Consider the following 25,917-nt stretch of genomic DNA (forward strand, 5'->3'; position numbering starts at 1 on the left):
CCCCGCGGGGCCGCCGCCGCCCGCCCCGCCCCGCGCCCCCGCCACCGCGGCGGGCCGGCACGTGCCGGCCCGCCGCTTCGTGATCGTTCAGGAGGTCGCCGCGTTGCGCGTCTCGTCCCGGACGTCCCGCGCGTCGGCGCGCGCGGTGTCCTTCGTCGTCTCCGCCGCGTGGCGTGCCGTGTCACGAACCTGTCCGGCGGCCTCCTGCACGGTGCCGCCCAGCTCGTCCTTGAGATCGCTGGCCACGTCCTTGACCCGATCGGTCAGGTCGCCGCTGTGATCCTTGAGCTGCTGACCGGCCCGGCGCTCGGCGTCGGTGACCGGCACGAGGGAGGCGGTGAGCATGCCGACGCCGAAGGCGATGATGCCGGCGGCGAGCGGGTTGCCCTGGGTCTGCGCGGCCACAGTGCGCGGAGCGGTGCGCACCGCCTGGGCCGCGTCGTGTGCCTTGTCCTGCGCCTTCTCGCCGAGGTGGGAAGCCGTCTCCGACGCCTTGTTACCTAGGTCGGAGGCCTTGTCACCCAGGTCGGAGGCCTTGTCGCTCAGCCGGGACGCCTGGTCGTGAGCGGCGTGCCGGGTGTCTTCGGTGGTGCCCATGACCTTCTCCTTCACCGCGGTCCAGCGTCGGCGGGCGACCTGGCGCGGGCTCGTCTTCTCGGCCAGCAGGTCGACGTCGCGGGTCAACGTCGCCCGGGTGTTCTCGATGTCACGCCTCAACCGGTCGGGTTCTTCAGCCATTGGGCGTCCTCCTTCAGCGTTTCCGCGGTGCGGCGCGGCACCGGGTCGACGGTCTTGAGCTTCTTGCGGCCGTTCACGAAGAGGACGGCGCCGATGGCGGCCCAGACGATCCCGACGATCAGGAACGCCCAGCCGTAGTCGATGACGTTGCCGAGGCCGAAGACCACCGCGAAGCTGAGCAGCAGCACGGCCAGGTAGCCGGCGAATCCGGCGCCGCCGAGCATCCCGGCGGCCTTGCCCGCCTTGGTCGCCTCCTGGCGGATCTCCGCCTTGGCGAGCTCCACCTCCTGCCGGAACAACTGCGACAGGTCGTTGCTGATGTTGCCGATGATCTCGCCGATCGAGGTCTCCGCGACCGGGTCGGCAACCGGGTCGGCGGAGTCGTGACGGTACGGGGAGGTCATGACCGCTCACCCGGAACGTAAGTCTCCGGCGTGGTGGTCGTCGGCGTGGTGGTCGTCGGCGTGGTGGTCGTCGGCGGCGTGGTGGCCGCCGGCGTGACGGGCTCCTGCACGTAGGTTTCCCGCACGACGGCCGGGGTGCCGGTGCCGGTCGCGGTGTACTCGGTCGTCGCGGCGTACCCGGTGGTCGGCTGCGTCGCCGGCGGGGTGGTGTATCCCGCGGTTCCGGACGTCTCGTACTCCGGGCGGAACGTGTCGGTGCTCGGCTTGCCGGCGTCGCTGTCCGCCTTCGCGACGCTCTTGCCGAGCCGGCCGACGACGAAGCCGGCGGCGAGCGCGGTGGCCAGGAAGGCACCGGGCCGGCGCCGGGCGAAGTCCTCGACCTCGCGCAGCACGCCGTCGGGACCGTTGCGGTCCAGGTAGTCGGCGAATTGACGGCCGCCGTCGGCGACGCGCGCCACGACAGCGGCGGCCGGCGAGTCCTCCCGCGCTCCGCGCATCTCGTCGAGGTGGTCGGCGGTCTGCCGGATGCTGCCGACGAGCCGGCTGTTCTGGGTACGGGCCTGCTCGTCCAGCTTGCCGCGGATCTCCGAGGCGACGCCGCGGGCCTGCGCCCGAGCCTCCTGCCCCACCCGCTGTGCCTGCTCCTTGGCGGTCTGGGTCACGTCGGCAGCGGCCTGCCCGGCGGACTCGCGCGCCTGCTGAGCAACCTGCCGCGGCTTCGACGACTCGTCGTTCTCCGAGGTCGTGCCGACGCCCTGGTAGGTGGTCGTGGTCTCGTATTCCGGGGCCGAGTAAGCCGGAACGGCCTGGGTCGCGGTCGTCTCGGGCGGAACGTCGGCGGGGTATGCCGGGTCGGCCGGCAGACGGCTGCCCGGGGAGATGTCACTCATGGTTCCTCCGATGGGGGGTCGGTCGGTCCTTGCATCTGTGCAGTTCTTGTGTCTGCAGTCTCTGCATCTGCAATCTGTGCGTCTGTGCATAGGACTACCCGCGCAGCCGGAGTCGACTCATCTTCCTTTGTGATGAATAGCGCGAATACCGAGACAGATAAAACCCCAGATCAGGGGTACGGGGACCGGCTCCCCTCCTCCTGTTAAGGTCGCCAACCGTGAGCGAAACCAGCGGCGTGCGCGTGATCGGCGGCCGGACCTACGACTTCTCCCGCCGCGTCGTCGTGATGGCGATCGTGAACCGCACACCGGATTCCTTCCACGACCGGGGCCGGACCTTCGCGCTGGAGAAGGCCACCGAGGCCGTCCAGGCCGCTGCCGAGAACGGCGCCGACTGGATCGACATCGGCGGGGTTCCGTTCGCCCCGGGCCCGGAGGTGACCGCCGCGGAGGAACTGGACCGGGTCCTCCCAGTCGTCGACGCGGCCCGCGACCGGGCCGTGGTCTCGGTGGACACGTTCCGCCCCGAGGTGGCCAGCGAGGTGATCAAGGCAGGCGCCGGGGTCATCAACGACACCTCCGGCCTGCGTGACCCGGCGATGGCTGACGCGGTCGCCGGCACCGACGCCCAGCTGGTCATCACCCACAGCCTCGCCGCTCCGCGCACCCTGCACCCGCGCCCGCAGTACGGCGACGTCACCGCTGAGGTCGCGGCGTTTCTGCGGGCCCGGGTCGAGCTGGCACTGTCCCGCGGGGTACGCCCGGACCAGATCATCATCGACCCGGGTCACGACCTCAACAAGAACACCCTGCACTCCCTAGCGCTCACCCAGCGCCTCGAGGAGATCACCTCCATCGGGTACCCGACGCTCGCGGCGCTGAGCAACAAGGACTTCATCGGCGAGACCCTCGGCCGCCCGCAGCACGAGCGGCTGGCCGGCACCCTGGCCACGGTGGTGTTCTGCATTCTGCACGGCGCCCGGATCATGCGCGTGCACGACGTGCGTGCGGCGGTCGACGCGGTGCGGATGACCGAGGCGATGCTGGGCTGGCGGGAACCGGCCTACCTGCGCCACAACATGGACTGAGGGCTACTTCTCCGCGATCGTTCCTCGATCACTTCTCGCCGGCATGCGGCATGCTGCCCAGCAGGTCCGTCATCCACGGTTGCGGCGGGACGGCGTCCGGGCCGAGGACCCGCATCGCACCGAGCACGGTGATCAGCATGCCCATCGCGAAGAAGTCACGCATCTCGTCCGGTGAGGCGCCGGTCAGTTCGCGCACCACCGTGTAGAGGTTGCCGTAGCAGGCCCGGACCGCGTCGCCGATCGTCGTCTCGGCCGCCGCGCCGTACCCGTGCAGCAGCACGATCAGCAGTTCCCGTTCCGCGAGCAGCTGCTTGTAGGCGTGGCCGAGCCCGTGCAGCGTCGGGTCCTGCTCGGCGGCCGCGCGCCATGTCGCTTCGATCCGGTCGCCGGCGTAGCGCAGGGTGGCGAGGAAGAGCTCCTGCTTCGAGCCGAAGAGCCGGATCACGTACGGCTGCGACACGCCCGCGATGCGCGCCACCTGGTCAGTCGTGGTGCCCGCGTATCCACCCTCGGCGAAGGCCTGCAGGGCCGCCGCGACGAGTTGGGCGTGACGGTCCTGGGCGGTGAGACGGGTGCGAGCCATGTTGACAGGTTATCAGTCAATGCATACCGTCGTTAGTTATCAGTGAATAACAACTACAGGGGGACGTAGAAAGTGACCACACTCGCACCCGAACGACCGGCCGCCCGGCCCCGAACCCGGCCGCTCGGCCTCGTGCTTGCAGCCGTCGGCATCCCGACGTTCATGGGCTCGCTCGACAACCTGGTCGTCAGCACCGCGCTCCCGGTCATCCGCACCGAGCTGGGCGCGTCGATCACGGACCTGCAGTGGTTCGTCAACGCCTACACGCTGCCGTTCGCGGCGTTCCTGCTCACCGCCGCCGCACTCGGCGACCGGCTCGGCCGCCGGCGGATGTTCCTGGCCGGCATCGCCCTGTTCACCCTCGCGTCCGCCGGTGCCGCTCTGGCCTCCGAGCCGTGGCAGCTCACCGCGGCTCGCGCCCTGCAGGGCATCGGCGGCGCGGCCGTCACGCCGTTGTCACTGACGTTGCTCGCCCAGGCCGTGCCTGATCATCGGCGGAACGCCGCGGTCGGGATCTGGGGTGGCATCACCGGCCTGGGCGTCGCGCTCGGCCCGGTCATCGGTGGCGCGGTGGTCGACGGCCTGACCTGGAACTGGATCTTCTGGGTCAACGTCCCGATCGGCGTCGTGGCCCTGATCCTCGCGGCCACGGTCCTCGACGAGTCCCGCGGCGGCGCCCGCCGGCTCGACCCGCTGGGACTGGTGCTGTCGGCGAGCGGGATGCTGCTGCTGATCTGGGGCATCGTCGACGGCCCGGAACACGGGTGGACCACCGGCCGGGTGCCGCTCATGCTGGGCGGGGGCGTCGCGCTGATCGCCGGGTTCCTGTTCTGGCAGGCCCGCAACAGTACGCCGATGCTGCCGCTCTCCCTGTTCCGGTCACGCGGCTTCAGCGTCGTCAACGTCGTCACCCTGACGTTCTCGGCCGGAGCGTTCGGGGCCGTCTTCCTGCTCGCTCAGTTCTTCCAGGTGGTCCAGGGGCTCAGCCCTCTCGAATCCGGCCTGCGCACCTTGCCGTGGACCGCGGCGCCGATGGTGGTCGCGCCCCTGGCCGGCATCTTCGGCGCCCGCCTCGGCCTTCGCAACCTGATCATCGCGGGCCAGATCTTCCTGGCCGCCGGCATCCTCTGGATCGGACTCGCCACGTCGACGGACGTCACGTACGGGCGGCTGGTCGTGGCGTTCGCCCTGGCCGGCATCGGGATGGGTCTGACGTTCGCGCCGGTCAGCACGATGACCCTGGCCAGCGTCGGCGAGCAGCAGCGCGGCGTGGCGTCCGGCACGAACAACACGATCCGGGAGTTCGGCGTCGCCACCGGCGTGGCCGTGCTGTCGTCGATCTTCAGCACGTACGGCGGTTTCACCAGTCACCAGGCCTTCGTCGACGGCGCGGTCCCAGCCGTCCTGACCGGTGCGGCCGTCATCGCGGCCGGCGCCGTGGCAGCGGCGTTCCTCCCACGGCGGGCCTGAGGCGGCGTTCCTCCCGCGCCGGAGCGGAGGGCGGGGTGCCCGGCCGGGCGCTGTGCCCCCGCCCTCCCGATCGGCGGGCCACGAAACATCGATGAACGGAACGCACCCGGCCTGTTGCACTTCCGCAACATGGCTGCAACGATGACCTTCAATTCCGAGCTGTCGGGTCACCACGAGAAACCGGCCACGTCCTCACCGGTCGATCCCGTCTCGCGGTGCCTCCGTTCCCCAGCGGCCACGGAATCAGGCCGCCGGCCCGCCGCCGGTGGTGCGAGAAGCCGTGTGTGCCGGACCTCCGACCGGCACACACATTTCGCCCCGGCGGTCTGCCGCCGTCCGCACTGGCTGCCGGGGCTTCACTTCAGCGATCAGCCAGATTCCACTCCGCCGGCAACGCGCTCTCGCACACCGCACACGCGAAGTCGCTCTCCTTCACCACGGTGACCGAACCGCACTCCACACCGCCGGAACTCGAACACAACCGTGAAACCGCCGGGATGCCACACACCGAGCCGCTCGACCGCCGCCGCGACGGCCGGCCAGCATGACGGCTCGGGACAGCACCCGGTCGCCTGGTCACTGACCTCCTCGACGCGCCCTCCACCGTCGCCGTCGCCGCCGCCGTCGCCATCGCCATCGCGTCGCCGTCCTCGTCCGTGGCCTCCCCGCAGCGAGCACATGTTGTCCGGAGGCGCTGGGCGGCGACTCAGCCGATCTGCACCCACACGTCGTCGAGGGTCCCGTGGAACTGGTCGTTGTTCGGCCCCACGCCCTTACCGCCGATCGTGAACGGGTGCTCGGACTCCACCGCCAGCTCGGCCGGCACGGCCACGCTGGCCTCGAGCCGATCGTCCACCAGGATCGCCAGCGTCGGGCCGGTGCGTCGGCACTCCAGGGAGTGCCAGCCACCGTCGGCCACCGAGGTACGGCTACGCGCCACGTACATCGTCGTGCCCACCTTGTCGCTGATCCCGCAGCTCGGTTTCCCGGAGAGCCCGTCGACCTGCAGCTTGTACTGCCCGCCCCCGGTCGAGTAGCCCTTCTGCAGGATGTTCTCACCGCTGCCGGTCTCGGCCGGGGAGAGCAGCACGCCTGCGCCGTACCGCAACGGACGGGCACCCGGGTTCAGGTCGTCGGTGTCGCCGGCCTGCAGGATGAGCCGCGGGCACGTGTCGCCGCCGCACTTGGCCGGGAAGTTCAGCGCCTGCCCGCTGCCGTGCGGCACCAGCTTCACCGCGGCGCCGTTGCGGAGGACGGCACGCAGCAGATTCCCGTGGCCCGACCCGTCGTCGAACGTCCCGTCTGCGATGGTGGTGTCGAAGTTGTACGACGCGACGTGCCCCGACGAGGCCGCAACCGCCACCGGCGAAGCGGCCGAGGAAGCCAACGAGGGCAGAGCGGGAGAGGGGGCGGAGGCCGAGGACGAGGACGCCGTGGGTGAAGAGGCCGCGGGTGAGGCGACCGCAGGTGAGGAGGCGTCCGCGGGTGAGGAGGCGTCTGCGGGTGAGGAAGCCGAGGAGGTCAGCGCCGGAGTGGTCTCGATGAACGCCGACGGGGAGGTGCCGGCGAACTCCGCGTACCGTTTCCGGGTCGCCCCGCCGATCACGGTGAAGTCCCCGACCGCACTGATCGCGCCGAGCGGCTCGCTCGCCACCAGCTGTCGCGTCCCGGCGACGCCGTTGGCCTGCGGCGACCATTCGAGCAGGTTGCCCTCCTTGTCGGCCGCGGCCAGCTTGCCCCGCACCACCGCGCCGTCGGTGCAGATCCCCTTAGCCCCGTTGTTGGTCGTGGTGCAGGCCTTGTCGAAGTGCCCGCCGACGTAGATCACGTCGCCGAGCAGGGCGATCGCCTGCGCGTCACCGTCGAACACCCGGGTCCAGCGGGTCTCCCCGGTCCGGGTGTACGAGACAGCCCGTCCACCCTGGCCGCCCAGTGCCGCGAACACGCCGTCCGGGTGCGCGGCCAGCGCGAACACCTGCGACACCGGCTTGGCCCGGAACGTCCGGTCGAGCACGCCGGTGGCCGGATCGACCGCGGTGAGCCGCAGGGTGGTGCTCACGTTGTTGGTCCGGTGGAAACGCCCGCCGATGTAGACCCGGTCGTCCGTGACGGCGAGCGCGTTGACCATGTCGTCGGTGGTCGGCGCCCACGGGTCGACGGCCCCGGTGGCGAGGTTGAAGGCGGCCAGGTTCCCGCGCGGCATGCCGTCGACCGAGGTGATCCGGCCGCCGATGTAGAGCCGCCCGTTACCGGCGGCCAGCGCGTTCGGCTGTCCCACGACGGTGTGCTGCAGCGGGGTCAGCGCGCCGGTGGTCGCTCCGATCCCCGCGACGGCGTCCCGCGCCTCCCCGTTGACGGTGTCGAAGTCACCGGCGGCATAGACGGTGTCCCCTTCGACGGCAAGGGCCCGCACGTTGGCGTCCACGACGGGGTTCCAGTCGAGCAGGGTGCCGGTCCGCGCGTGGAAAGCGGCGAGCCGGGTCCGCGGGGTGCTCCGCCCGTTGACGATGGCGCTGGTGAAGCTGCCCCCGACGTAGACGGTGTCGCCACGGTAGGCGACCGCGTAGACGGAGCCGTTGAAGGACGGTGTGGTCACCGGATCGGGAGAGACGATCTCGGCGAACGCCGTGCCACCGGCGGCGACGAGCACCGTCGCCAGCCCCATGGTCAGCACCCGCCGAAACGGCACGGGCCACCGCGCGAGTTCGACCAGACCAAGCTTGCCCCGCCCGCGCCCGGCTCCACCGAGCTTGACCCCACCGAGCTGGACCCCACCGCGCCTGATCCCACCGAGCATGGCCCGCCCGACCACCGATTTACCTTTTTTCAGCTTATTGGCCACGTTGGTGGCTAACTTCCCACCACACCAAAGGTGGCGGACCACTCGTCCGCCACCCGAGTGGCACCGCCGGACAACGGCTATGCTCCGGCCGTACCCTCAATCGATGAAGAGGAATCTCGTGCCGCACCGTCGCCGCACCCCCGCGCCCACCGCGTTGATCGCGGCACTGGCCGCCGGCGCCGCCGTGACCGCCTCCCTCAGCGGATGCGAAGTGGACATCGCGCCCGATGCGATCCCGGCGCCGTTCAGCGTGGCGCCGGCGCCCTCGGCCTCGGTGGGGCAGCCGGCGTACGTCTGCACGGCCGTCTACAAGATCCTCACCGACGGCGCGGTGCGGCTGGCCGGTAACGCGACCGGCGGTGGCGAGCAAGGCTTGCGGGACACGTTCGCCGCGATGTCGCAGGAGCTACGAGCCGCCGGCGCGGCGGGCACCGACGCGGCACAGCGCGAGCAGGTCACGGCGATCGCCACCGAGCTGGAACAGGCCGCGAAGGCGGAGGATCCGCAGGCCTTCCTGGACGGCGAGTTCGCGACCATCGGGCAGAAACTGGACGGCACCTGCCCGTAATCTGGATCGCATGATCAATAGGCCGGTTCGGATCGGGCTGCAGTTGCAGCCGCAGCACATGGATTACGCCACCATCCGCCGCACCGCGTCCCAGGCCGAGGAACTGGGCGCCGACATATTGTTCAACTGGGACCACTTCTTCCCCCTGTACGGCGAGAAGGACGGCCTGCACTTCGAGTGCTGGACAATGCTCGCCGCGTGGGCCGAGTCCACTTCCCGGGTGGAGATCGGCGCCCTGGTCACCTGCAACAGCTACCGCAATCCGGACCTGCTCGCCGACATGGCCCGCACCGTCGACCACATCAGCGACGGCCGGCTGATCCTCGGCATCGGCTCCGGCTGGTTCGAACGCGACTACACCGAGTACGGCTACGAATTCGGCACCGCCGGCGGCCGCCTAGACGACCTGGCCGAGGCGCTTCCCCGGATCGAGTCCCGCTGGGGCAAGCTCAATCCGCCGCCGACCCGGAAGATCCCGGTGCTGATCGGTGGCGGCGGCGAGAAGAAGACCTTGCGCCTGGTGGCGAAGCACGCCGACATCTGGCACAGCTTCGCCGACGCCGCGACGCTGGAGCACAAGCTCGGCGTCCTGCGGGAGCATTGCTCGGCGGTCGGCCGCGACCCCTCCGAGATCGAGGTCTCGGTCGAGGTGGGCGGTGAGGACGACCCCGCCGCGATCGGCCCGCGGCTGCGGGAACTGGGCGCGTCGCTCTTCACGGTCGGCTCGAACAGCACCGACCTCTCCCGGCTCCGCGACTGGATCGCCTGGCGCGACGACGTCAACAAGTAGCAACGACGTCAACAAGCAGCAACGAGGTCAACAAGCAGCGACGACGTCAACAAGCAGCAATCCGCGGGTGGTCACCGACCACCCGCGGACCACCAGCACACCAGCACACCAGCACACCAGCACGTCAGACGACGAGACTCAGCAGCATCACGCAGGCGAACCCCACCACCGAGATGATCGTCTCCATCACCGACCACGTTTTGATGGTCTGCCCCACCGTCATGCCGAAGTACTCCTTGACCATCCAGAATCCGGCGTCGTTGACGTGCGAGAAGAACAGCGACCCGGCCCCGATGGCCAGCGCCAGCAGCGCCACCGTGGGCGAGTCCAGGCTGGTGGCGAGCGGCGCCACGATGCCCGCCGCGGTGATCGTGGCGACGGTGGCCGACCCGGTGGCGACTCGGATGCCGACCGCGACCAGCCAGCCCAGCAGGAGCGCGTTCATGTTCGCGTCGGTGGCCGCGTCGGCGATCACGTTGCCCACCCCGGCGTCGACCAGGACCTGCTTGAACCCGCCACCTGCCGCGACGATCAGCAGGATGCCGGCGATCGGCGGGAGCGCGCCACCGATCACGGCGGAGGTCTCCTTGCGGTCGAATCCGGCGCGGTAGCCGAGCGCCCACATCGCCACGAACACGCCGGCGAGCAGCGCCACGACCGGCTCGCCGATGACCTCGAGGGCGTTGCGCACCGCGTCACCCTCGGGCAGGACGAGTTCCGCGACGCCCCGGGCGAGCATCAGGATGACGGGCAGCAGCACGGTGAGCACGGCCGCCCAGAAGCCGGGGTTGCGGCGCCCGCTGACCGACGAGTCGACGAGCTCACCGGGTTCGCTCGGGTTGGCCAGGTCGGTGCGGTCGACGAAGTCCTGACCGCCGGCCGGCCCGCTGCCGGGCCGGTCGGCGGTGGCCAGCAGCGCGGGTACGGGCAACGGCACCCGCTTGGCGATGAAGTTCCCGAACACCGGCCCCGCGATGATCACGGTCGGGATCGCGCAGAGCAGGCCGAGCATCAGGGTCAGGCCGAGGTCCGCGTTCAGGCTGGAGATCGCGACGAGCGGCCCGGGGTGCGGCGGCACGAGACCGTGCAGCACGGAGAGTCCGGCGAGGGCGGGGATGCCGAGTTTCAGCAGTCCCACGTCGGTCCGCCGGGCGACCAGCAGGACGATCGGCACCAGCAGCACGACGCCGACCTCGAAGAACAGCGGCAGTCCGATCAGCGCGGCGACACCGGCCATGGCCCAGGGCAGCGCCGCCCCGGAGACCCCGTTGACGATCCGGTTGACGATGCCGTCGGCTCCGCCGGACTCGGCCAGCAGCGCGCCGATCATCGAGCCGAGCGCGATCAGCACGCCCACGTTGCCGACCGTGGTGCCCAGCCCCGTGGTGAACGAGTCGATGGCTGCTCCCGGCGCGGCACCCGCGACGAGGCCGAGCACCCCGGAGCCGGTGATCAGGGCGAGGAACGGATGCCATTTCGCCCAGGCGATCAGCAGGACGACGGCGGCGATGCCGAGCACCGCTGCCAGGATGAGCTGGCCGGTACCGGCATCGGTGATGGCCTCGGCGGCAAGGGGCGTCATGCGCCCGCGTTACCCACCTCAAACCTCATTCAATCTCCAGGCTGATTCCATCTCTAGGCTGCCAGCCCGGCCTTAGCCTGCCGGGTGAGGTCGTCGCCGAGGACCTCACGGTCCCCGCGCTCCACCGCGTCCAGCGCGAGCTTCGCGACCACGGCCGGGTCGGTCTTCTGCTCCGTCGGCACGCCCGCGGCCATGTCGGTGTCCATGTACGCGACGTGCAGCCCGGTCACGCTGATCCCGGCCGGCGCGAGCAGTTCCCGGGTGGCGTTGGTCAGCGCCCAGGCCGCCGCCTTGGCCGCCGAGTACGACCCCAGCGCTCCCGGATGCACCCAGGACAGCACGGACAGCACGTTGAGGATCGCTCCCCCGCCGTTCGCCTCGATCACCGGCGCGAAGGCCCGGGTCACCGCGAGCGTGCCGAAGTAGTTGGTCTCCATGTCGAGCCGGATCCCGTCCAGCTCACCGCCGATGACGGGCTGCCCGGCCGAGACACCGGCGTTGTTGATCAGCAGGGTGGCGTCGGAGGCCCGGGCCGCGGCGCGGGCGACGGAGGCGGGGTCGGTCACGTCGAGCGGGAGCGGGACAGCGCCAGGCAGGTCGATGCTGCGCGGGTCGCGGGCGGCGGCGTACACGGTGGCGCCGCGTTCGAGCAACTGGGCGGCGAGGTGGCGGCCGAACCCGCGGTTGGCTCCGGTGACGACGGCGACGGCAGTGGTGAGGTCCATGCCGTTAGATTATGACCATCATCTAATAGCGGCAAGGTAATAGATGACACACATCATCTATAGTTGGCTCCATGGGACGGGTATCTCAGGCGCAGGCACAACAGAACCGGGCGCACATCGTGGCGACGGCCGCCCGGTTGTTCCGCGAGCGCGGCATCGCCGGGGTGAGCGTCGCCCACGTGATGGCCGAGGCCGGGCTCACCCACGGCGGTTTCTACAAGCACTTCGCCTCGAAGGACGCCCTGGTCGCCGAGGCGGTGACCGAGGCCTTCATCGAGCAGGCAGCAACATTCCAAGATCGCGCAGGCGGTCCCGACCCGGAGACGCCGGAAAAGCCGGAGACGCCGGAAAAGCCGGAATCCCTGGGCGGGCTACTCGACGCCTACCTCTCCCCCGATCACCGCGACCACCCCGGCACAGGCTGCCCGTCCGCGGGTTTCGGCGGCGACATCGCGCGCGCCGCCGGTGGCGACGGGACCCGCCGGGCGTACGCCCAAGGGGTTGAAGCGTTCGCCAGCCGCCTGGGTGACCACGGCGAACCGGATCTGGCCACGCTCAGCACGATGGTCGGCGCCCTCATCCTGGCGCGCGCCACTGCGGGCACCGACCTGTCCGACCGCATCCTGGCCGAAGCCCGCAGTGCTCTCGAGGAAACAACAGTCCTCAGAAAGTAGAACAGCCTTCAAGAAGCAAAACCGCCGGGAAGAATCAGCCCAGCGGGAGCCCTTCCTGCAACAACACCAGCGCCTTCTCCAACCGGTGATAGTCCGCAGGCGTGACCCCGTCGGCCTGACCGGAGTCCCCCGGCGGCAGCACCGCGAGCATCGCCCCGACCGCCGCACCCGCGGTGACCCGCGCCGAGAAGTCGTCCGCCGGCAGGCCGGCTCGCTCGGCGATCACCCCGGCCACCATGTCGATCGCCTCGGTCATCTGGTGCAGCATCCGCGCCCGCAACTCCGGCACACCGAGCACCAGCCGCTGGCGACGCCGCTCGAACTCCCACGTCTGCGGCCTCATCCCGTCGAACACGCCGCGGATCCCGCGCAGGATCGCCTCGACCGGCGGGACGGCGGCGGGCTGGGCACGAATCGCGTCGAGGAGCACCGCGTCGACGTCGTCGGCCAGCACGACGTCCTCCTTGGCCGGGAAGTAGCGGAAGAACGTGCTGGGCGAGACCTCGGCCGCTTCGGCGATCTGGTCCACGGTGGTCGCCGCGTAACCCTGCTCCTCGAACAACCGCATCGCGTGTTCGCGGATCGCGGCCCGGGTCTTCGCCTTCTTGCGCTCACGCAATCCGGTGGGAGGGGCTGTCATACTCCCGATTCTGCCAGCACCACCGGCTCCGTCTCGGTTCCGCGCGCCGGCATGACGATCAGCGCCAGCACCGCGCCCGCCGCCGCCACCCCGCCCGCGACCAGCAGCGCGAGGTCCATGCCGGAGACGAACGCGGCGCGCACCGACGCGAGCAGTGCCGGGTCGCCGAGCTGCCCGGCGACCGCGGCGCCGGAGGTGGCGCTGTCCCGGACGGCGTCCGCCATCGGTGCGGGCAGTCCGGTCGTGTCGACCGCCTCCCGGTATCCGGAGTTGAGCAGCATGCCGAGCACCGCCACCCCGATCGCGCTGCCGACCTGCCGCAGCGCCTGGATCAGGCCGTTGCCGGCGCCGCTGCGTTCCGGGGTGAGCGCGCCGAGCGCGGCGTTCATCGACGACGGCATGGTGAACCCGACCCCGATCCCGGCCAGCGTGATCCAGAAGGCGGTGACCCAGTAGGGCACGTAGCCCTCCGTCGAAAAGGAAGTCGGGTTGGAAGTCGACGTGGAAGAAGTCCCCGCACCGGCGAACAAGCCCGCCGCCATCAGCGCCAGCCCGGCCGCGATGATCACTCGGGTGCCGAGCCGGCCGGTGAGCGCCCCGGCGAGCCGGGCGCCGGCGACCAGTCCCCCGATCACCGGGAGCAGGCGCAGCCCAGTGCCGAACGCGTCCTGCCCGCCGACCGCCTGAAAGAGCTGCGGCAGCGCGAAGAGCAGCCCGAAGAACGCGAATCCGGCGATCGTGGCGAAGAGCGTGCCACCGGTGAACGCCCGGTTCCGGAACAGCCCGAGATCGATGAGTGGCGCCGCGGCGCGCCGCTGCCACAGCACCAGCACGACCAGGGACAGCACGCCGGAGGCGATGAGGACCTGGGTGCGCGGGTCACCCCAGCCGCGTTCACCGGCTTCGATGATCCCGTACGTCACCGCGACGAGTCCCGCCGCCGACAGCGCGGTCCCGGCCGGGTCGAAGCGGCGTCCCCGGTCGCCGTGCGACTCGGGCACCCAGGCGGCGACGGCGATCAGCCCGAACACCACCAGCGGCAGGTTGATCAGGAAGACCGAGCCCCAGTGGAAGTGATCGAGCAGCCACCCCGCCGAGCAGCAACCCTGACGGCCGAACCGGTCCCCGAGCATCCCGGCGGGCAGCAGAGCCGCGGCGAGAACCAGCAGGTAGGAGGTGGTGAACCACTGCAGGTCGCCGGTCGAGGCGCCGAGATCACCGGCGAGCGTCGGCAGGGCGACGCTGAGCACGGTGCCGTCGAGCCCGACGGCGAGGGTGCAGAGAGCGAGGGCGGCGAGCGCATACCAGCGCTTCGTGATAGTAGCCATCTTTTGAGAGTAACTCTCAAAAGATGGCGACAGTCGTTTCCGAGATGCCACTCAGCTGACGGCGCGCCGCCAGCGTCCCGTTGCGAGGGTGTGTCACGATCTCGCCTGGCGATTCCCGGGGAAAGCGGAGGGCACGATGAAGAAGGTCATCGGCTGGATCCTGCTGTTCCTGCTGGTCTTCTGGATCGGCACGAACCCGAGCCCGGCCGCCGACGTGGCCCGCAGCATCGGCGACGGGATAGCCCAGATCTTCCGCAACATCGGCACGTTCTTCTCAGAGCTCGCGAACGGCTGAGCTGACGAACGGCTGAGCTGGAGAACGACTGAGCTGACGAACGACTGAGCTGACGACTGAGCCGCCCGCCCACCACAGATGCGAATCCTCTGCGCCGGACTGGCAACCGTCGACATCGTGCAACGCGTCGCGCGCCTCCCCGGCCCCGACGAGAAGGTCCAGTCCGAGTCGGTCGAGGTAGCCGCCGGCGGCCCGGCCGCGAACGCCGCCGTCACCGCGGCCGCCCTCGGCGCCCCGCTGGGCATCGAGGTCATGCTGGTCAGCGCGGTCGGCGCGCACCCGCTCGGCGATCTGATCCGCACGGATCTCGCCACCCACGGGGTCACCTTGATCGACGCGGCGCCCACCAGCACCGATCCGCCACCGGTCTCCGCGGTCACCGTCCTGTCCGGTACCGGCGAACGCACGATCGTGAGCCGCAACGCCGGGAACCACACGGTGCCCGTCCCCGCCGGCGGCCTTCCCGACGGGGACCTGACCCTGGTCGACGGTCACCATCCGGCCTTGGCCGTGGCCGCCGCCCGGGCCGCACGCCGGCTGCTGGTCGATGCCGGAAGCTGGCGCCCGGTCTTCGCCGACATCTTCCCGCACGCCGAGGTGGTGGCCTGCTCAGCCGACTTCCGCCACCCCGAAAGCCCGCCCCGCCACCCGGAAAGCCCGCTCCGCCACCTCGCGCCGCACGTGATCGTCACGCACGGACCCGACCCGGTCCACTGGTTCAGCGGCCCCCGTCACGTCGAGATCGCGGTCCCCCCGGTCCGGGCCGTCGACACCGCCGGCGCCGGCGACGCCTTCCACGGCGCCCTGGCGGTGAGCCTGATCCGCGGCGAACCGCTCGACACCGCCATCCGGCAGGCCATCGCCGTGGCCGGCGTACGCGTAGCGCACGCCGGCCCGAGATCGTGGCTCCATCACCTATGAAGCGAACACCAATCCAAGCGACACCAATCCAAGCGACACCGATCCAAGCGACACCAATCCAAGAACCGGCCGGCCTCAGACCGTCCGAGCCAGCCGATCCGCCAGCAGCTTCGCGAACCGCGCCGGATCCTCCAGGTCGCCACCCTCAGCGAGCAGCGCCGTCCCGTACAGGAGCTCAGCGGTGTCCGGCAGGGTCGTGTCGTCGGCGCCACGCTCGTACGCCGCCCGCAGCCCGGAGACCAGGGGGTGGCCGGGGTTGAGCTCGAGGATCCGCTTGACCCGCGGCCCTTCCTGCCCCATCGCCCGGTACATCTTCTCCAGCGCCGGCGTGATGTCGTCAGCGTCGCTGACCAGGCAGGCCGCCGAGGTGGTCAGCCGGTGCGACAGCCGGACCTCCTTCACCTGGTCGTCCAGCTTCTCCTTGAGGAAGCCGAGCAGCGGCCCGAAGTCGCCCTCCGCCGCGGGCGACTCCTCGTCCTTCTTCAGGTCGACCGAGCCGCGCGCGATCGACCGCAGCTTCTTGCCGTCGAATTCGGTCACCGCGTCGACCCAGATCTCGTCGACCGGGTCGGTGAGGATCAGCACCTCGTAGCCCTGCTCGCGGAAGGCTTCCATGTGCGGCGAGTTCTCCACCTGGGAGCGGCTCTCGCCGGTCAGGTAGTAGATCTCCTCCTGGCCCTCCTTCATCCGCTCGACGTAGGCGGCGAGCGTGGTGGGCTCCTCCGAGGCGGTCGTCGCGAACGAGGAGATCTCCAGGATCGGCTTGTGGTTGTCCGGCTCGCTGAGCAGGCCTTCCTTGATCGCCCGGCCGAACTCGCGCCAGAACGTCGCGTACTTCTCCGGGTTGCCGGTCATCAGGTCCTTGATGGTGGAGAGGACCTTCTTGGTGAGCCGGCGCCGGATCATCTGGATGTGCCGGTCCTGCTGCAGGATCTCCCGGGAGATGTTCAGCGACAGGTCGGCCGCGTCCACGACACCCTTGACGAACCGCAGGTAGTCGGGGATCAGCTCCTTGCTGTCGTCCATGATGAAGACGCGCTTGACATAGAGCTGCAGGCCCCGGCGGGCATCCCGCTGGAACAGGTCGAACGGCGCGCGGGCCGGGATGAAGAGCAGCGCCTCGTACTCGAAGGTGCCCTCCGCCTTCATGTTGATGATCTCGAGCGGGTCGGTCCAGTCGTGGCTGATGTGCCGGTAGAACTGGTGGTACTCCTCGTCGGTGACCTCGCTGCGCGGCCGCGCCCAGAGCGCCTTCATCGAGTTGAGCGTCTCGCCCTCCTCGCCCGGAGCGGAGACCAGCCGGATCGGGAACGCGATGAAGTCGGAGTACTTCTTGACGATCTCCTTGATCTTCCACTCTTCGGCGTAGTCGTAGAGGGCGTCCTCCTCGTCCTTCGGCCGCAGGTGCAGCGTCACAGTCGTCCCGACCGGCGCGTCCGGCGCGTCGTCGATCGAGTAGGTGCCCTCGCCCGCCGACTCCCAGCGCGTGCCGTGCCCGTCGGTGCCGGCCTTGCGGGTCACCAGCGTGACCTTGTCGGCGACCATGAACGTCGAGTAGAACCCGACACCGAACTGACCGATCAGTTCCGGACTTTCGGTGGCCGCCGCGAGTTGTGCTTCCTTGAGCTTGGTCAGCAGCTCCGCGGTGCCGGACTTCGCGATCGTGCCGATCAGCTCGACGACCTCTTCGCGGGTCATCCCGATGCCGTTGTCCCGCACGGTCAGCGTGCGCGCCCCCCCGTCCGATCCGGCACCGCCTGCCTCGATCTCGATGTGCAGGTCGGAGGTGTCCGCTTCCAGGCCGTCCTGCAGCTTGGCGAGGCGCAGTTTGTCCAGCGCATCGGACGCATTGGAGATCAGCTCACGCAGGAAGATGTCCTTGTTCGAATAGATCGAGTGGACCATCAGCTGCAGCAGCTGGCGCGCCTCTGCTTGGAACTCCAACGTCTCCATCGTCACCCGTTTCCGTCATATCCGTGGGTACTCCAGGCCGATCGTATGACGTTCCGAAACCCGACACCCTTTCCGGTACGGCTAACCAGCCCCCAACCGCACGATTCTCTCCCCGAGAGTCCGCGCGATCTCCCTGCGCCGTCCCGGCCGCTGCGCGGCCGACGGCTACCGGTGCACCCTCACCCCGCGGCTCGCCCCGTTGAAAAGCAGGTTCAGCAGGAAGACCACGATGACCGTGGTGGTGATCGAGCTACCGAAGATGATCTGCAGCTCGTCCGGCATCCGGCCGTAGAAGTTCGGCGCGACCACCGGGATCATCCCGACGCCGATCGACACCGCGATGATCAACAGGTTGTTGGTGCCGTCGAACTCGACCCGCCGCAGGCTCCGGATGCCGACCGCCGTGACGGTGGCGAACATGACGAGCGCGGCGGCCCCGATGACCGGGCCGGGCACCGCGGCGATGATCTCGCCGAGCTTCGGGACCAGGCCGAGAAGGACCAGGATGACACCGGCCGCCGTCACGACGTACCGGCTCTTCACCCGGGTCACCTGGACGAGGCCGACGTTCTGGGCGAACGCCGTGTCGAGGAACGAGTTGAACGCGCCGGCGAGGATGCCGGAGAGGCCGTCGGCGGCGAGACCGCGGGCGATGTCGTTCTCGCTGGGCTCCCGCCCGACCGCCTGCCCGACAGCGATCATGTCGGCCGTCGACTCGACAAAGATGATCAGCATGACGATGCACATCGAGACGATCGCGGCGGCCTGGAACTCGGGCGGCCCGAAGTAGAACGGCCGGGCCAGCCCGAACCAGCTCGCCGCACCGACGCCGGAGAAGTCCACCAGACCCATGAACGACGCCACGATCACGCCGAAGACCAGGCCGATCAGCACCGAGAGGGAAACCAGGAAACCCCGCGCGAACCGGTTGATCAGCACGATCATCAGGATGATCGCGCCGGCCAGGGCCAGGTTGCCGAGGTCACCGTACCCGGGGGCCTCCTCGTCGTTGCCGGCGATCAGGCCGGCGCCCGCGTCGATCAGCGAGAGGCCGATGACGGTGATGACCGTGCCGGTGACAAGCGGCGGGAACAGGTGGATGATCTTCGCGAACGGCTTGGCGATGAGCAGCCCGAAGAGGCCGGAGACCAGGAACGCGCCGTAGATCGCCGGCATCCCGTACTTGCTCCCGATCAGGATCATCGGCGTGAGCGCCGCGAAGGTCGCGCCGGCCACGACCGGCAGCCGCACGCCGAGGATCCGGCCGACCCCCAGGCTCTGCACGATCGTGATCAGCCCGGCGACGAAGAGGTCGGCGTTGACCAGGATCGCGATGGTGCTCGGGTCGAGCTTCAGGGCGCCGCCGACGATCAGCGGGACGGCCACGCAGCCGGCGTACATGACGAGCACGTGCTGAAAGCCGAGCACCGCCAGGCGGCCGTACGGCAGGCGCTGGTCGACGGGGTGCCTGCCCTCGGCAGGGGGCGCCGATCCGGAGGGCGCCGATCCGGAGGGCGCCGATCCGGAGGGCGCCGATCCAGAGGGCGCCGATCCAGAGGGCGCCGATTCGGGGGGTGCCGATCCAGAGGGCGCCGATTCGGGGGGTGCCGATTCAGACATCGGGGTTCCTTCCACGTGGAAGTAAAGTCCCGCGATTCTCGGCCCGCTTTGTTTACAGCGATCGATACAGTGTTGCGTGTCGATTAACTAGATCAACAGCCCGGACCGGCCGCCACACCATCTTCGATGCTATAGGCGGAAATATCGCCCTTAACCCAGTCGGTCAGCTGCGTGGTCGACGTCGGCGCCACCCCGTTCACGCTCATGTACCCCACGATCGCCGTGTCCACCGTCCGGCACGTGGCAGCGGCCGCAACCGCCCGGACGTCACCCTCCAGCTTCTCCGGGATGAACGCAGCGTAAGAAGCACCAGCAACACTCACCGTGAGCGCCACCGTCACCACCGTCTCCATCAAGCGCATGCCAGCAGCCTAGCGACCGTCACGGAAAGTATCCAACCGACCGTTCGGTCGAGATCACCAACCCGCTGTACCACGGAGAGTGACATCACCGCCGAGACGAATGAATCCACGTGAGCCTTTACCTGCCCCACCGGGATTCGATAGCTTGATTACTCGGAGCAACGGTCTAGTAACGCTGGAGGAACCCATGCGTCGTGCCGCTGTCGTTCTCGCCCTCGTCCTCGCCGGCCTCTGGATCGCCGCGCCCGCTAACGCGTTCGCGCACAACAGAGTGCACAGCCCGGCCCTGCATGCCCTGCTCGACGGCCTGACCCTGCTGGTCGCCTCGGCGCCGGTCTGGACCGCCCTGCTCTGGAGTGGCGGCCGCCGCTGGCTGCTGGCCGCGCTCATCGCCGTGGTCCAGGTCCCCGTCGCGATCATCGGATTCGTGCCGATCGTCGACCCGTACCTGCACCTGACCCTGTTCGCCGTCGCCCTCGGCCTCACGGCCGTCAGCTTGCGGGTGGTCCGTAGCCAGGCACGGGCTACCGCCGTACCCGCACCCAGTCGCCGCTAGCCAGGCGACCGGAACGGCCAGGCCGGCAACGGCCTGGCCGTCTCTGCTGCTCTCCCGGTCACGCCGGCCCCAGCCGGCCCGATCGAGCACGTCAAGTGGACCTGCGATGTGATGTCCATTTAACGTGCCCGCAAGTGAGTCTCGCCACAATGTTCTCGTGGTGACCGAGACGATGATGCCGGTCAACGGCATCCAGGTGTGTGTCGAGACGTTCGGCGAGCCGGCCGATCCCCCGCTGCTGCTCCTCTCCGGGGACGGCGGCTCGATGGATTGGTGGGACGACGAGTTCTGCCGGCGCCTGGCCGCCGGCGGCCGGCTGGTGGTGCGCTACGACCACCGGGACACCGGCCGTTCCACGTGTTTCCCGGTGGGTTCCCCGGCCTATTCCGGGGTGGACCTGATGAACGACGCCCTGGGCGTGCTCGACGTCCTCGGCCTCCCGTCAGCCCACCTGGTCGGCTTCTCCCTGGGCGGCGGCATAGCCCAGCGGATAGCGGTCAACCATCCCGGCCGCGTCCTGTCCCTCGCCCTGATCTCCACAAGCGCAGGCTCCGGCGACGCCGACCCCGACCTCCCCGCACCGCCGCCCCCGGCCTCGACGCCGCTGGCCGTGGCGACCCGCTCGCTCCCGGAGATCGACTGGTCCGACCGTAAGGCCGCCGTGACCAGGCTGATCACCGAGATCCGCGACCGAGGCGGCCCGTTCACCGCGGCCGAGCCCCACCTGCGACGCCTGGCCGAACGCATCTTCGACCGCAGCGCCGACCTGGCGGCAGGCCGCCGCAATCACCGCATGGCCGGGTACGGCCCGCCCGTCCGCGACCGCCTCGCGACCATCGTGGCGCCCACCGTGATCCTGCACGGAACCCTGGACCAGCGCTTTCCCGCCGAGCACCCCCGGGAGCTGGCCGACGCGATCCCGAAGGCCCGCCTGGTCTGGCTGGACGGCGTAGGCCACGAACTGCCGCCCCGAGCCGTATGGGACAAAGTCCTGGACGAGATCCTCCAGGTTGCCTGACGAGCAGTCGCCCGACGAGCAGCCGCCCGGCGAGGAGCAGCATTTCCACCCCGCATGCGTCTTCCGTCGTAGGCCGAAAGTCCTACTTCGGCCCCTGCGGATACCACCATGGTCCGATGCGCGGGCCGGCCCTCGAGCGAGATGCTGACAGGCATCGCCGACCTGGCATCCCACGCTGGAGGATCACGATGACCGCGGCTCCGCTGGCCCACGCCGACACCCTTGTCCTGGACTACCTGGCCGCGCTCTGGGCGGCCGGCGACGACCTCTCCCCCGAGGCCCGGGATGATCTGATGAGCACCGTCACCGGCTACATCGCCTTGCGCCGTGACCTCGCCGACGACCCGGCCCGGGTGCTCACCCGCCTGGGTCCCCCCGAGCAGCTCGCCGACGCCGTCCGCCGCGGCGGCATGGCGACCCACCTGCGCCTGCCCAGCCCCGCCCCGGCCCCGCAGAGGGCCGCACCGGCCAGCGGCGGCGCCGACCACACCGCGGTGGCCCTGCTGATAGCCGGCGGCTTCGTCCTGCCGGTCCTCGCCCCCGGCGCCGGCATGCTGATCGCCACCGGCTCCCCGAGCTGGACCCCGATGCAGAAAGCGGCAGCCTGGATCCTCACCACCGGCTCAGCCGCAGGCGCACTGCTGGCCGCGCTGGTGCTGGCCGGCTTCGCCGGCGGCCTGGCCCTCCTGATCCTCTACCTGGGCGCCTGCGCCGGCTCGGTCACCGCCGGCCTGGCCCTCCTGGCCGGCCTGAAACGCCCCTGAAAACGCCCGGGACCGCTCGGTCCACTCACCGGGCCAGCCCTGACCTGGGTCGCCAGCACCTGGGTGAGCCCGTCAAACGCGCACCGGACCGCACAGGAACAACGGACTCCTAGAGGCGCAGCCGCGCCATCACCGGGAGGTGATCGCTGCCGGTGCGCGGCAACGTCCGCACATCGACGACAGTCATCCCGTCGGCCAGCACATGATCGATCCGGGCCACCGGCAGGCGCACCGGCCAGCTGAACGCGAACCCGGCCTCCGCGGTGTGCAGCCGTCCCAGGACCGGCTCGAGCGCCCGATCGTCGACGGTGCTGTTCAGGTCACCGAGCAGCAGCACCCGGTCGAGAGGCTCGGCCACGATGGCCGCGGACAGCTTGCGGGCGCTCTCGTCCCGGTTCGCCGAGTCGAATCCGCCCAGCCCGAGCCGCACGGACGACAGATGCGCCACGTAGACCGCGACGTCTCCGTACGGCGTGTGCGCCACGGCCCGCAGCCCCCGGTTCCAGTCGGGCCCCTGGGTGCTCGGCCGGATGTCCAGCAGCCGCGCCTCGGTGAGCGGATACCGCGACCAGAGCGCCACCGTCCCCTGCACGGTGACGTACGGATAGTCACGCCCGGACGCAGCCGCTCCGGACCCAGCCACCCCGGACCCGGCCGCCCCCAACCCAGCCGCCCCCAACCCAGCCGCCCCCAACCCAGCCGCCCCGAACGCAGCCGCATAGAGGGGCAACGCCTCCGGTGTCACTTCTTCGAGCCCGACGAAGTCCGGCCGCGACTCGAGCAGTGTGCGCACGGTTCCGGCCGGATCCGTGTTCTCGTCGCTGACGTTGTGCTGCACGACGACGAACTGGTGGGTGCCGCCTGACGGCGGCAGCAGCCGTTCCCCGAAGACGCCGAGCCAGACGACGAGCGGCAGGACGGCGACGAACACCGCGCGCAGCGAGCGGAACCAGGCCCGTACGAGCAGAACTGGAATCGCCAGCCCCAGCCACGGCAGGAACGTCTCGAGGAGGCTGGCGTTCGGCACTGCCCGGTGAAACAGGAGCAGAGCCGCGACGATGATCGGCACCGGCACATGGTGCCAGGCGCACGCACGGCGGCGAGCCGGGCTCGGAAGGGGCAGGATGGGAGCATGCGCCTGGTTTCCCTGCTGCCCTCCGCCACCGAGATCGTGTACGCCCTCGGCTTGGGCGACGACCTGGTCGGCGTGACGTTCGAGTGTGACGAGCCACCGGCTGCCCGCTCCACGAAGACCGTCGTGGTCGGCGGCCGGGACACGAAGGCGATGACACCCGCGGAGATCGACGACTACGTCCGCACGCAGATGGCGGCCGGTGGCGACCTCTACACGCTGCACGCGGACGCGCTGGCGAACCTGGCCCCCGATCTGATCCTGACGCAGGACCTCTGCCGGGTGTGCGCGCTGCCGTCGGGTCACGTCGAGGACGCCCTCGCCCACCTCGGCTGCCGGGCGGACGTGTTGTCACTGGACCCGCACACCCTCCCCGAGGTGCTGGCCTCGTTCGAGGAGGTGGCGAGCGCGGTGGGCGTACCGGATGAGGGCCGTGACCTGACCGCCCGGCTGAAGCAACGCCTGGACCGGGTGGCGGCGGCGGTCGGAGGCCGCCAGCGTCCGAAGGTGACAGTGGTCGAGTGGGTGGATCCGCCGTTCGGCGCGGGGCACTGGGTGCCGGACCTGGTCGCCGCGGCGGGCGGTGAGCCGGTGGCGGCCCGGCCGGGTCAGCGCTCGGTGCAGGTGTCCTGGGCCGAGCTGACCGCGCCGGAGCCGGAGATCGTGCTGGTCACGCCGTGCGGGTACCACCTGGACGGCGCGATCCGGCAGGCCGAGGCGGTGGCGCCGCACTTCCCGAACGCGCAGGTATGGGCGATGGACGGCGACGGCCTGGTGGTCCGGCCGGGCCCTCGGCTGATCGACGGCGTCGAGGCGATGGCCGCGATCCTGCACCCCGGCGCCGTCCCGCCCGCCCCCACCGGTTCCGTGGCCCGAGTCGCCTGACCCACGATCCGCAGACGTCTTCTCCGCCCGCGCCGCTGCTCCTCAGCCGTGCCCGTGCCCGCTGCTTCTCGGGCCTGCCCGCTGCCCGGCCTCCTTTGCCGAGGGCCTACTGCGTCACCAAGGTCGCGGACCAGCGGCTACGGGCGGTGTGCCGCACCCGGGACGCCTGGCGGAGCCAGATCACATCACGCCCGAACGACCACGCCAGCGACCCGAGCGCCACGGCCAGGGCGGCGACCGCGAGCCACCCCGGCAGCAGACCGCTCACCACGACCGCCAGCATGACGCCCTGCTGCGCGGCGACGACCTTGCGGCCGAACCGGGGCGGCAGCGGCGCGTTCAGCCAGGGCAGCGCCCAGGACGCGGCCACGAACACGTACCGGAACGCGCCGATGGCGATCGCCCACCAGCCGTACTCGATCGCTGCCGACACGCTCAGCACCAGGATGAGGAACGCGTCGACCTCCATGTCGAACCGCGCGCCGAACGCCGTGCTCGTTCCGGTACGGCGGGCCACCTGCCCGTCCACGCCGTCCATGGCGAGCGCGACCACCGCGATCGTGACCAGGAGCACGGCCGGCACGGCCACCCCGGACGCGGTCGAGGCAACCAGCGCGGTCACGCCGCCGGTGAGGATCGCGCGCCCGAAAGTGATCAGATTCGCCCATCCCAGGGACGGCAGCCCGGCGCGGTGCAGGAGCCCGCACAGAACGGTTCCGAACACGACCCCCGCGACCCATCCCCAGCTGCTCAGGCCGGAGGTAACCGCGAGGCCGGTCAGCAGGAGCAGCTGGGCGGCGAACCCGGCCAGCGGAGCCCGGGACGGACTCGTCGTGGTCGTGGCGGTACTGATGGTCACCGTTCCTCCTGGACGTAGGGTTTAGCCGCTGTCCCCGATTGACACGCTCTCCGGGGATGTTCGGTTCACGAAAAGCCCGATCCGTTCTTCGAAGCCGCTCTGGGCAACATCTGGTAGAGCACAACCTCTGGCAGAGCAGGACATCTGACAGAGCAGAGCGGCTGAGAGTGCGGACCCTCTGAGAGGACGCCCCCTTTGTCGACATCGGCTCGTGCTGTATCGGCCCGTGCTTCATCGGCCCGTGCTTTCTGGTTGGCTTGCCCGGGATCGGGCGAGATACGCACCGAGGAGGTACCCGATCCCGGTCCGGGTGAGGTTCTCGTCCGGACCCTGCACTCCGGAGTGAGCCGCGGCACCGAGACGCTCGTCTTCCAGGGACGGGTGCCGGAGAGCCAGTGGGCGACGATGCGAGCGCCGTTCCAGGCCGGCGACTTCCCGGCGCCGGTGAAGTACGGCTACCTCAATGTCGGCGTGGTGGAAGCCGGTGTCCCCGAACTCGTCGGCAAGACCGTCTTCTGCCTCTTCCCGCACCAGACCCGGTACGTGGTGCCGGCCGCGAACGTGACAGTGGTGCCGGACAGCGTGCCACCGGACCGCGCCGTGCTCGCCGGCACTGTCGAGACCGCGGTGAACGCCGTCTGGGACGCGCGTCCCCAGCTCGGTGACCGGATCACCGTGGTCGGCGGCGGCATGGTGGGCCTGTCCGTCGCGGCGGTCCTGGCCGGTTTCCCCGGAACCGACGTCCAGCTGGTCGACACCGACGTGAGCCGGAACGACATCGCGCGATCCCTGAAGATCGGCTTCGCCACCCCGGAGAACGCCACCGAGGACCGTGACCTGGTGATTCACGCGAGCGCGACATCAGCCGGCTTGACGCGGTCCCTGGAACTGCTGCGTCCCGAGGGCACCGTGGTCGAGCTCAGCTGGCACGGCGACCAGCCGGTGAGCGTGCCCCTGGGCGAGTTCTTCCACTCGCGCCGGCTGACGATCCGCAGCAGCCAGGTCGGCGCGATCCGCCCCGACCGCCACCGAACCTACGCCGACCGCCTCGCGCTGGCCCTGTCCCTGCTGGAGGACTCCCGCTTCGCAGCGTTGATCACCGGACGGTCACCCTTCGACGACCTCCCGAAGACCCTCCCCCGCCTGGCCGACGGCTCCCTCCCCGCCCTCTGCCACGTGATCGACTACGCAACCACGAATTGATCTTTCCGGTACGGGTAACCGTAGTCC

Annotated in this window: 26 protein-coding genes; 12 read left to right on the top strand and 14 right to left on the bottom strand. The window is 70.2% G+C overall.

All coding sequences use genetic code 11. The features are described 5' to 3' along the window. Positions 1-87: 87 nt before the first annotated feature. From AB0F72_RS31680 to AB0F72_RS31690, 3 genes are read right to left on the bottom strand one after another with little or no spacing between them, the layout of a single operon-like run. The gene (locus AB0F72_RS31680) at positions 88-738 is read right to left on the bottom strand and encodes a DUF3618 domain-containing protein (RefSeq protein ID WP_360438910.1); all 651 of its coding nucleotides are present in this window, start codon (positions 736-738) and stop codon (positions 88-90) included. Continuing rightward, the gene (locus AB0F72_RS31685; protein ID WP_360438912.1) at positions 714-1,142 is read right to left on the bottom strand and encodes a phage holin family protein; all 429 of its coding nucleotides are present in this window, start codon (positions 1,140-1,142) and stop codon (positions 714-716) included. Before AB0F72_RS31685 ends, AB0F72_RS31680 begins: the two co-directional genes overlap by 25 nt. After that, positions 1,139-2,032, bottom strand: a complete 894-nt coding sequence (locus tag AB0F72_RS31690; RefSeq protein ID WP_360438914.1) for a hypothetical protein — start codon at positions 2,030-2,032, stop codon at positions 1,139-1,141. The genes AB0F72_RS31685 and AB0F72_RS31690 overlap by 4 nt, the downstream gene beginning before the upstream one ends. A 218-nt stretch (positions 2,033-2,250) precedes the next feature. Between AB0F72_RS31690 and folP the strand changes: the two genes are divergently transcribed. After that, complete coding sequence (folP, locus tag AB0F72_RS31695) at positions 2,251-3,120, top strand: dihydropteroate synthase (RefSeq protein WP_360438917.1); 870 nt, start codon at positions 2,251-2,253, stop codon at positions 3,118-3,120. 28 nt (positions 3,121-3,148) lie between these two features. Here the strand turns inward: folP and AB0F72_RS31700 are convergent, their stop codons facing one another. Continuing rightward, on the bottom strand, positions 3,149-3,703 hold the full coding sequence (locus AB0F72_RS31700; protein ID WP_360438920.1) for a helix-turn-helix domain-containing protein: 555 nt from the start codon (positions 3,701-3,703) through the stop codon (positions 3,149-3,151). 72 nt (positions 3,704-3,775) lie between these two features. Between AB0F72_RS31700 and AB0F72_RS31705 the strand changes: the two genes are divergently transcribed. Continuing rightward, complete coding sequence (locus tag AB0F72_RS31705; protein ID WP_360438923.1) at positions 3,776-5,173, top strand: DHA2 family efflux MFS transporter permease subunit; 1,398 nt, start codon at positions 3,776-3,778, stop codon at positions 5,171-5,173. A 706-nt stretch (positions 5,174-5,879) separates the two neighbouring features. Here AB0F72_RS31705 and AB0F72_RS31710 read toward each other — a convergent pair. After that, complete coding sequence (locus AB0F72_RS31710) at positions 5,880-7,862, bottom strand: LamG domain-containing protein (protein WP_360438926.1); 1,983 nt, start codon at positions 7,860-7,862, stop codon at positions 5,880-5,882. 256 nt (positions 7,863-8,118) lie between these two features. Here AB0F72_RS31710 and AB0F72_RS31715 point away from each other — a divergent pair, with 256 nt between their 5' ends. Continuing rightward, on the top strand, positions 8,119-8,583 hold the full coding sequence (locus AB0F72_RS31715) for a hypothetical protein (protein WP_360438929.1): 465 nt from the start codon (positions 8,119-8,121) through the stop codon (positions 8,581-8,583). A gap of 10 nt (positions 8,584-8,593) precedes the next feature. After that, positions 8,594-9,373, top strand: a complete 780-nt coding sequence (locus AB0F72_RS31720; RefSeq protein WP_360438932.1) for an LLM class F420-dependent oxidoreductase — start codon at positions 8,594-8,596, stop codon at positions 9,371-9,373. A gap of 124 nt (positions 9,374-9,497) precedes the next feature. Here the strand turns inward: AB0F72_RS31720 and AB0F72_RS31725 are convergent, their stop codons facing one another. Further along, complete coding sequence (locus AB0F72_RS31725; RefSeq protein ID WP_360438935.1) at positions 9,498-10,955, bottom strand: gluconate:H+ symporter; 1,458 nt, start codon at positions 10,953-10,955, stop codon at positions 9,498-9,500. Between the two features lie 53 nt (positions 10,956-11,008). Next, positions 11,009-11,680, bottom strand: a complete 672-nt coding sequence (locus AB0F72_RS31730) for an SDR family oxidoreductase (protein ID WP_360438938.1) — start codon at positions 11,678-11,680, stop codon at positions 11,009-11,011. A gap of 71 nt (positions 11,681-11,751) precedes the next feature. Between AB0F72_RS31730 and AB0F72_RS31735 the strand changes: the two genes are divergently transcribed. Then, positions 11,752-12,354, top strand: coding sequence for a TetR/AcrR family transcriptional regulator (locus tag AB0F72_RS31735; RefSeq protein WP_360438941.1), 603 nt, complete (start codon positions 11,752-11,754; stop codon positions 12,352-12,354). Positions 12,355-12,388: 34 nt separating this feature from the next. Here AB0F72_RS31735 and AB0F72_RS31740 read toward each other — a convergent pair whose 3' ends face one another. Both AB0F72_RS31740 and AB0F72_RS31745 read right to left on the bottom strand, forming a co-directional pair. Further along, positions 12,389-12,994, bottom strand: a complete 606-nt coding sequence (locus AB0F72_RS31740; protein WP_360438944.1) for a TetR family transcriptional regulator — start codon at positions 12,992-12,994, stop codon at positions 12,389-12,391. Further along, positions 12,991-14,322 (bottom strand): MFS transporter, encoded by a 1,332-nt coding sequence (locus tag AB0F72_RS31745; protein WP_360438947.1) that lies wholly within the window; start codon positions 14,320-14,322, stop codon positions 12,991-12,993. The genes AB0F72_RS31740 and AB0F72_RS31745 overlap by 4 nt, the downstream gene beginning before the upstream one ends. 136 nt (positions 14,323-14,458) lie before the next feature. Between AB0F72_RS31745 and AB0F72_RS31750 the strand changes: the two genes are divergently transcribed. Together AB0F72_RS31750 and AB0F72_RS31755 are read left to right on the top strand one after the other, a co-directional pair. Then, positions 14,459-14,617 carry a hypothetical protein gene (locus AB0F72_RS31750; protein ID WP_360438950.1) on the top strand — a complete coding sequence of 53 codons (159 nt, stop codon included), beginning with the start codon at positions 14,459-14,461 and terminating at the stop codon, positions 14,615-14,617. 78 nt (positions 14,618-14,695) lie between these two features. Continuing rightward, on the top strand, positions 14,696-15,538 hold the full coding sequence (locus tag AB0F72_RS31755) for a PfkB family carbohydrate kinase (protein ID WP_360438953.1): 843 nt from the start codon (positions 14,696-14,698) through the stop codon (positions 15,536-15,538). 75 nt (positions 15,539-15,613) lie between these two features. Here AB0F72_RS31755 and htpG read toward each other — a convergent pair whose 3' ends face one another. The 3 genes from htpG to AB0F72_RS31770 form a co-directional block, all read right to left on the bottom strand. Beyond that, positions 15,614-17,497: a molecular chaperone HtpG gene (gene htpG / locus AB0F72_RS31760; RefSeq protein ID WP_360438956.1), complete on the bottom strand. Its 1,884-nt coding sequence runs from the start codon at positions 17,495-17,497 to the stop codon at positions 15,614-15,616. Positions 17,498-17,656: 159 nt separating this feature from the next. After that, positions 17,657-18,940: a nucleobase:cation symporter-2 family protein gene (locus AB0F72_RS31765; RefSeq protein ID WP_360439161.1), complete on the bottom strand. Its 1,284-nt coding sequence runs from the start codon at positions 18,938-18,940 to the stop codon at positions 17,657-17,659. Between the two features lie 263 nt (positions 18,941-19,203). Further along, positions 19,204-19,473 carry a hypothetical protein gene (locus AB0F72_RS31770; protein ID WP_360438959.1) on the bottom strand — a complete coding sequence of 90 codons (270 nt, stop codon included), beginning with the start codon at positions 19,471-19,473 and terminating at the stop codon, positions 19,204-19,206. A gap of 187 nt (positions 19,474-19,660) precedes the next feature. On the opposite strand from AB0F72_RS31770, the gene AB0F72_RS31775 reads away from it, so the two are divergent. The 3 genes from AB0F72_RS31775 (at position 19,661) to AB0F72_RS31785 (ending at position 21,811) form a co-directional block, all read left to right on the top strand. Then, positions 19,661-20,029, top strand: coding sequence for a hypothetical protein (locus tag AB0F72_RS31775; protein ID WP_360438962.1), 369 nt, complete (start codon positions 19,661-19,663; stop codon positions 20,027-20,029). Positions 20,030-20,186: 157 nt separating this feature from the next. Further along, on the top strand, positions 20,187-21,047 hold the full coding sequence (locus tag AB0F72_RS31780) for an alpha/beta hydrolase (protein WP_360438964.1): 861 nt from the start codon (positions 20,187-20,189) through the stop codon (positions 21,045-21,047). Positions 21,048-21,235: 188 nt separating this feature from the next. After that, a complete protein-coding gene (locus AB0F72_RS31785; protein ID WP_360438967.1) occupies positions 21,236-21,811 on the top strand; it encodes a hypothetical protein in 576 nt (191 codons plus the stop codon). 109 nt (positions 21,812-21,920) lie between these two features. Here AB0F72_RS31785 and AB0F72_RS31790 read toward each other — a convergent pair whose 3' ends face one another. Next, positions 21,921-22,880 carry an endonuclease/exonuclease/phosphatase family protein gene (locus AB0F72_RS31790; RefSeq protein ID WP_360438970.1) on the bottom strand — a complete coding sequence of 320 codons (960 nt, stop codon included), beginning with the start codon at positions 22,878-22,880 and terminating at the stop codon, positions 21,921-21,923. Positions 22,881-22,943: 63 nt separating this feature from the next. Between AB0F72_RS31790 and AB0F72_RS31795 the strand changes: the two genes are divergently transcribed. Continuing rightward, positions 22,944-23,828: a cobalamin-binding protein gene (locus AB0F72_RS31795; RefSeq protein ID WP_360438973.1), complete on the top strand. Its 885-nt coding sequence runs from the start codon at positions 22,944-22,946 to the stop codon at positions 23,826-23,828. 106 nt (positions 23,829-23,934) lie between these two features. Here the strand turns inward: AB0F72_RS31795 and AB0F72_RS31800 are convergent, their stop codons facing one another. Beyond that, positions 23,935-24,687, bottom strand: coding sequence for a CDP-alcohol phosphatidyltransferase family protein (locus AB0F72_RS31800; protein WP_360438976.1), 753 nt, complete (start codon positions 24,685-24,687; stop codon positions 23,935-23,937). Between the two features lie 195 nt (positions 24,688-24,882). Between AB0F72_RS31800 and AB0F72_RS31805 the strand changes: the two genes are divergently transcribed. Further along, positions 24,883-25,890, top strand: a complete 1,008-nt coding sequence (locus AB0F72_RS31805; protein ID WP_360438979.1) for a dehydrogenase — start codon at positions 24,883-24,885, stop codon at positions 25,888-25,890. Positions 25,891-25,917: the final 27 nt, after the last annotated feature.

Origin of the sequence: Actinoplanes sp. NPDC023936, from assembly GCF_040639325.1 — a bacterium.
Lineage (GTDB): Bacteria > Actinomycetota > Actinomycetes > Mycobacteriales > Micromonosporaceae > Actinoplanes.

Excerpts from the sequence above, each read along its gene's own strand:
- AB0F72_RS31680 (WP_360438910.1), bottom strand. The coding sequence starts at position 738 with ATGGCTGAAGAACCCGACCGGTTGAGGCGTGACATCGAGAACACCCGG.
- AB0F72_RS31685 (WP_360438912.1), bottom strand. The coding sequence starts at position 1,142 with ATGACCTCCCCGTACCGTCACGACTCCGCCGACCCGGTTGCCGACCCG.
- AB0F72_RS31690 (WP_360438914.1), bottom strand. The coding sequence starts at position 2,032 with ATGAGTGACATCTCCCCGGGCAGCCGTCTGCCGGCCGACCCGGCATAC.
- AB0F72_RS31700 (WP_360438920.1), bottom strand. The coding sequence starts at position 3,703 with ATGGCTCGCACCCGTCTCACCGCCCAGGACCGTCACGCCCAACTCGTC.
- AB0F72_RS31715 (WP_360438929.1), top strand. The coding sequence starts at position 8,119 with ATGAAGAGGAATCTCGTGCCGCACCGTCGCCGCACCCCCGCGCCCACC.
- AB0F72_RS31720 (WP_360438932.1), top strand. The coding sequence starts at position 8,594 with ATGATCAATAGGCCGGTTCGGATCGGGCTGCAGTTGCAGCCGCAGCAC.
- AB0F72_RS31725 (WP_360438935.1), bottom strand. The coding sequence starts at position 10,955 with ATGACGCCCCTTGCCGCCGAGGCCATCACCGATGCCGGTACCGGCCAG.
- AB0F72_RS31730 (WP_360438938.1), bottom strand. The coding sequence starts at position 11,680 with ATGGACCTCACCACTGCCGTCGCCGTCGTCACCGGAGCCAACCGCGGG.
- AB0F72_RS31735 (WP_360438941.1), top strand. The coding sequence starts at position 11,752 with ATGGGACGGGTATCTCAGGCGCAGGCACAACAGAACCGGGCGCACATC.
- AB0F72_RS31740 (WP_360438944.1), bottom strand. The coding sequence starts at position 12,994 with ATGACAGCCCCTCCCACCGGATTGCGTGAGCGCAAGAAGGCGAAGACC.
- AB0F72_RS31745 (WP_360438947.1), bottom strand. The coding sequence starts at position 14,322 with ATGGCTACTATCACGAAGCGCTGGTATGCGCTCGCCGCCCTCGCTCTC.
- AB0F72_RS31750 (WP_360438950.1), top strand. The coding sequence starts at position 14,459 with ATGAAGAAGGTCATCGGCTGGATCCTGCTGTTCCTGCTGGTCTTCTGG.
- AB0F72_RS31755 (WP_360438953.1), top strand. The coding sequence starts at position 14,696 with ATGCGAATCCTCTGCGCCGGACTGGCAACCGTCGACATCGTGCAACGC.
- AB0F72_RS31770 (WP_360438959.1), bottom strand. The coding sequence starts at position 19,473 with ATGCGCTTGATGGAGACGGTGGTGACGGTGGCGCTCACGGTGAGTGTT.
- AB0F72_RS31775 (WP_360438962.1), top strand. The coding sequence starts at position 19,661 with ATGCGTCGTGCCGCTGTCGTTCTCGCCCTCGTCCTCGCCGGCCTCTGG.
- AB0F72_RS31785 (WP_360438967.1), top strand. The coding sequence starts at position 21,236 with ATGACCGCGGCTCCGCTGGCCCACGCCGACACCCTTGTCCTGGACTAC.
- AB0F72_RS31795 (WP_360438973.1), top strand. The coding sequence starts at position 22,944 with ATGCGCCTGGTTTCCCTGCTGCCCTCCGCCACCGAGATCGTGTACGCC.